Raw genomic sequence first — 5,516 nt, forward strand, 5'->3', positions numbered from 1 at the left:
ACAGCAACGATGCACCGAACTGGCTGCTCGGCCGGCTCACACGGTCGGAAGTCACCAGCACAACCCCGGGCAACTGAGCGGCGTCATGCTGCTGGCCGGAATCGTTCTGACCGTCGCCGGCCTGATTCTGGCAGGCCTGCTGGTCTATGACCTGCGTGAACACAGGCTGCCCGATGGTCTGAATGCCGCATTTGCCGGAACCGCCATCGCCTGGCAATTGCTGGATGGTGGATTGCCGGCCGATACGATGGCCCTGTTCAGCGGCAGTCTTCTGGGAGCCGGCCTGCTCTATGCGGTCCGGGGGTATTTTCTGGCGCGCCGCGGACAGGAGGGCCTCGGCCTTGGCGATGTGAAGTTTGTGGCGGCGGCGGCGCTCTGGGTCGGTATCGAATACATTTTCGCGGTCATAGGAATTGGCGCCCTGCTGACACTGCTCTGGGTGGCGGGCCGCCGGTTGCTCCGCCAGTCGCCGTCCCGCTGGGCGGACGCTGGTCCGATCCCCTTCGGCCCAGGATTGATCGTCGCGGCGGTCATAGTTTTTTGTCATCTACGCTTCTTTTAGGTGTAGTCCGGACAAGATTGACAACCAATTCTGCAACCTTTTAGCTATGCGTCAGGCATAAGGCCGGGCGAATCGGCTATTGGGGGTTGTGGTGATCGATCAGTTGAAAATGGCCGCGCTGGCCATGGCGGTAGCCCTGTTGGCATCTGCCCCGGCGTTTTCGCAGATGACGCTGCCGGGCAAGTTCGAGGTCACCGATACCGGCTCGGCGTCTTACACGATCCCGATCTCTGTCGTCCCGGGCACAGCCGGCCTGGAACCGAAGCTCTCGCTCTCTTACGACAGTCGTTCGGGCAACGGCCTGCTCGGCGTGGGCTGGTCTTTGAGCGGCCTACCCTCGATCACGCGCTGCGGCCGCACGATTGCCCAGGATGGCCAGACCGGCGGTGTGGCTTTCGATGCCAACGACCGCTTCTGCCTCGACGGCCAGCGGTTGATCGCCACCTCTGGTACCTACGGCGCCGACCTGACCGAGTACCGCACCGAGCGCGAGAGCTTCAGCAAGGTCGTCTCCTACGGCACGGCGGGCAGCGGCCCGAGCTGGTTCAAGGTCTGGACCAAGGCCGGGCTGATCATGGAGTTCGGCAACACCGCCGACGCCAAAATCGAAGCCCAGGGCAAAAGCTCAGTCCGGGTCTGGGCGATCAGCAAGACCAGCGACACCAAGGGTAATTACTTCTCGGTCAGCTATACCGAGGACAATGCCAATGGCGAATACCGCCCCAGCCGTATCGACTACACCGGCAATGGCGGCACGGCGCCGGCCAACTCCGTGCGCTTCACCTACGAGGCCCGCAGCGACATCAGCCCGGCCTACCAGGCTGGCAGCATCATCAAGACCACTCAGCGCCTGACCAAGGTGCAGGCCTGGCAGGCCGAAAACCTCGTGCGTGAATATGTCCTGGGATATCTGACCGGCACTGCCCGTTCGCAGCTTGCTAGCGCAACTCTCTGTGATGGCTCTGGCCTGTGTATGCCGGGTCAGTTTTTTACCTGGCAGGGCGGCAACGCATTTCCCGGCACGCTGGTTGAGAGTCCGGCGTGGGGCGGCAAGAAGCCGATTGTCGGCGACTGGAACGGCGACGGCCGTGCCGATCTTCTCCTGCAAGCACAGGGCAGCGGTGATACCATCATGTACCTCGCCGATGAGCAGGGGCAGCTTGTTCAGACAGGCCCTGTGCAGACGAGCTGGTGGAACTACGACATCTATACTGGAGACTGGAACGGCGACGGCAAAACCGACATTGTTCTCATGCCATCCTATAGTGGCGGCACCGCATTCTTTTATTTCTCTACCGGCACCGGTTTTAGTGGCACCGGCTTTTATCCCACGTGGGGCGGTAAGAGCTTGGTGGTGGGTGATTGGAATGGCGATGGGATGTCTGATTTCCTGCTACTAGCTCCAGGGGATGCAGCAGCCGCGGCGTCATTTTATATCGCCACGGGCAACGGGCAGTTCCAATACATAGATATAGGATGGTGCTGCGGCTGGGGCACGTACCAAATACAGACCGGGGACTGGAACGGCGACGGCAAGACCGATATTGCGCTTATTCACCCCGTAAGCGGCGGTTCCAGCGCCTTTCTTTTCTCAACGGGTGAAGGCTTCAAGGGCTATGCCTCCAACTGGGGTGGGCGAGGGCTTGTCGTTGGTGACTGGAATGGCGACGGTCTGTCGGATGTTCTCGTCTATCAACCCGGCAATCCGTCGGCTGCTGTCGATGCTTATCTTAGCAAGGGGGATGGGCAATTTCAGAGCCTGACCAGTCCGTGTTGCGGTTGGGCCATATACAGGATGGGTTCCGGCGACTGGAATGGCGATGGGCGATCTGACCTCAGCCTCGTACCCACTTACTCAGGGGGGACCAGCTTCTTCTACAATGCGAATGACGCCGGATTTCTTGGTCAGTCATTCGTGCCGACGACATGGGGCGAGCGTGTCCTGACCGTCGCGGACTGGAATGGGGATGGCGCCGCAGATGTTTTGGCGGTTCATCCTACGGCAGGAACTGCCGCCTGGCAGTATCGGACGGGCTTCACGCCAACATTGATGACGGCAGTGTCCGCCGGGAGCACGGCAATTACGCAATGGAGCTACGCGCCGCTGTCGCCTGGTGGAACACTTTATGCCAAGGACACCGGCGGCGCGGCCTGCGCTTACCCATGTATCGATCTGCAGGGGGCGATGTATGTCGTCTCCGAAGTGAAGAGCAGCAACGGCCTCGGCGGCGAGTACCGCAGCACCTACCGCTATGCCGGCGCCAAGGCAGATAGCCATGGCCGCGGCTTCCTCGGCTTCCGCCAGATGACGGTGAAGGACGAGCAGACCGGCGTCGAGCAGCTCACCAGCTATCGCCAGGACTATCCCTTCGCCGGTCTGGTGGCATCGCGCGAGAAGAAGCTCAGTAGCCAGCTGCTCAACCGCAGCACCAATACCTACAGCAGCACCAATCTCGGCGGCACCCGGCGCTATCCCTTCCTGACGCAGAGTCTGGAAGAGAGCTGGGAGCTCACCGGCAGTGCGCTGCCGGCCGTCACCACCAACTACAGCTACGATTCTTATGGCAATGCCACGCAGGTCGGCGTCTCCACCGGCGACGGCCATAGTAAGACCACTGCCAACACCTACAGCAACGACACCGCCGACTGGCTGCTCGGCCGGCTCACCCGCTCAGAAGTCACCAGCACGACGCCATAGGATCGCAGACATGAAACTGGCCTGCCTCGTAGTTCTCGGACTTGCCGTCGCAACTCCGGCGTTTTCGCAGATGACGCTGCCGGGCAAGTTCGAGGTCACCGATACCGGCTCGGCGTCTTACACGATCCCGATCTCTGTCGTCCCGGGCACAGCCGGCCTGGAACCGAAGCTCTCGCTCTCTTACGACAGTCGTTCGGGCAACGGCCTGCTCGGCGTGGGCTGGTCTTTGAGCGGCCTACCCTCGATCACGCGCTGCGGCCGCACGATTGCCCAGGATGGCCAGACCGGCGGTGTGGCTTTCGATGCCAACGACCGCTTCTGCCTCGACGGCCAGCGGTTGATCGCCACCTCTGGTACCTACGGCGCCGATCTGACCGAGTACCGCACCGAGCGCGAGAGCTTCAGCAAGGTCGTCTCCTACGGCACGGCGGGCAGCGGCCCGAGCTGGTTCAAGGTCTGGACCAAGGCCGGGCTGATCATGGAGTTCGGCAATACAGCCGACAGTAAAATCGAGGCCCAGGGCAAAAGCTCAGTCCGGGTCTGGGCGATCAGCAAGACCAGCGACACCAAGGGTAATTACTTCTCGGTCAGCTACACCGAGGACAACGCCAACGGCGAGTATCGCCCCAGCCGTATCGATTATACTGGCAACGGCGGCACGGCGCCGGCCAACTCCGTGCGCTTCACCTACGAAGCTCGACCTGATATCAGCCCAGCTTACCAGGCCGGCAGCATCATCAAGACCACCCAGCGCCTGACCAAGGTGCAGGCCTGGCAGGCCGAAAACCTCGTGCGCGAGTATCGGTTGGCTTACGAAGTGAGTCCCAGCACACAACGGTCACGCCTTATGGCTGTGACCCAATGCGATGCAGCTGGAAGCTGCCTGCCTGGCTTTGAAGGAATCTGGCAAAACCAGACTCTTTCATTCGCGTCCAAGTCGGCGTGGACATTATCGTTTGGCACGAATGGCGGTTGGAATGACTATGACTATCCCCGCCGACTCACGGATGTGAACGGCGACGGCTTTGTCGATATCGTAGGCTTCTCTGGCACCAGCACGAACGTAGCTTTTTCAACGGGTGCGTCATTCGGCTCAGCTACGCCGTGGCATTCCTGTTTTGTCAAAACTTGCGGGTGGTCGAACAGCGATACCTATCCGCGATCTGTAGTCGATGTAAACGGCGATGGGCTTGGCGATATCGTCGGTTTTTCAAGTGGCGGCGTTGAAGTGGCACTATCAACCGGATCGGCCTTCGGCACCACGGCGACCTGGGAAACCTGCTATTCCACTTCCTGCGGGTGGGGGGGCAACGGCCTGCATCCCCGGTTCGTGCTCGACCTAAATGGTGATGGTCGCGCAGATATCATGGGCCTCACGGATTCAGGCATTGTGGCATCGATATCTACGGGTAGCAGCTTTGCTCCTGCCACCACGTGGACCCTGGAGTTCGGGCGCGTCAGCCAGAGCTATAACAATGAAGCACTTTATCCCCGCATGCTCGCCGACATGAATGGCGATGGTCTGCCGGATATGGTTGGGTTCTCTCCGAACGGTGTTGCCGTAGCTCTTTCCACAGGAAGCAGCTTTTCGCCCTCCCAGCTTTGGTCAACGCAATTCGGAACATCCAGTGGCTGGGGGGATACGAATACTTATCCCCGCATGTTGGCGGATGTGAACGGTGATGGTCTTGCCGATGTCGTCGGATTTGCCAGTACGGGTGTGAATGTTTCACTGTCGACCGGTCAGGGTCTGTTGCCGCCGGCGGTTTGGTACAGTGCCAATTATGGTACCGCGAGCGGCTGGAGCACAGCCGACCGGTATCCGCGCTTTCTGGTCGATATGAATGGGGATGGCAGAGCGGACATTGTTGGCATGTCTGCCTCCGGCATTACTGTTGCCCTTTCTACGGGCGCCGGCTTTGCTCCGGAAACGGCCTGGATATTGGGATTCGGGGAGGATACAGGCTGGAGTAATATGACGACCTATCCACGTCATCTGGTTGATTTGAACGGTGATGGCTTCCCTGATGTGTTGGGCTTCTTCAGTACGGGGGTGGAGGTGGCGCTGGCTGGGGGTGGGCATCCGGACATCTTATTGGAACTGCGCGGCACCACTCAGAAAACTGTTGTTTCCTACATGTCTCTTTCTGTTCCGGGCGCGTCTTACACGAAGGACACCGGCGGCGCGGCCTGCGCTTACCCATGTATCGATCTGCAGGGGGCGATGTATGTCGTCTCCGAAGTGAAGAGCAGCAA

3 protein-coding genes are annotated in these 5,516 nt (G+C 60.3%); all 3 read left to right on the forward strand.

Annotated elements, in window-relative coordinates; translation table 11 throughout:
• The coding region (locus tag AC1ROB_RS22485; RefSeq protein WP_493031576.1) for a prepilin peptidase at positions 1-562 on the forward strand (562 nt) is incomplete at its 5' end.
• A gap of 91 nt (positions 563-653) precedes the next feature.
• Positions 654-3,260 (forward strand): FG-GAP-like repeat-containing protein, encoded by a 2,607-nt coding sequence (locus tag AC1ROB_RS22490; protein ID WP_492972823.1) that lies wholly within the window; start codon positions 654-656, stop codon positions 3,258-3,260.
• A 10-nt stretch (positions 3,261-3,270) separates the two neighbouring features.
• The coding region (locus AC1ROB_RS22495; RefSeq protein WP_492972824.1) for an FG-GAP-like repeat-containing protein at positions 3,271-5,516 on the forward strand (2,246 nt) is incomplete at its 3' end.

Source organism: Ferrovibrio sp. GW821-FHT12F09, from assembly GCF_058806775.1.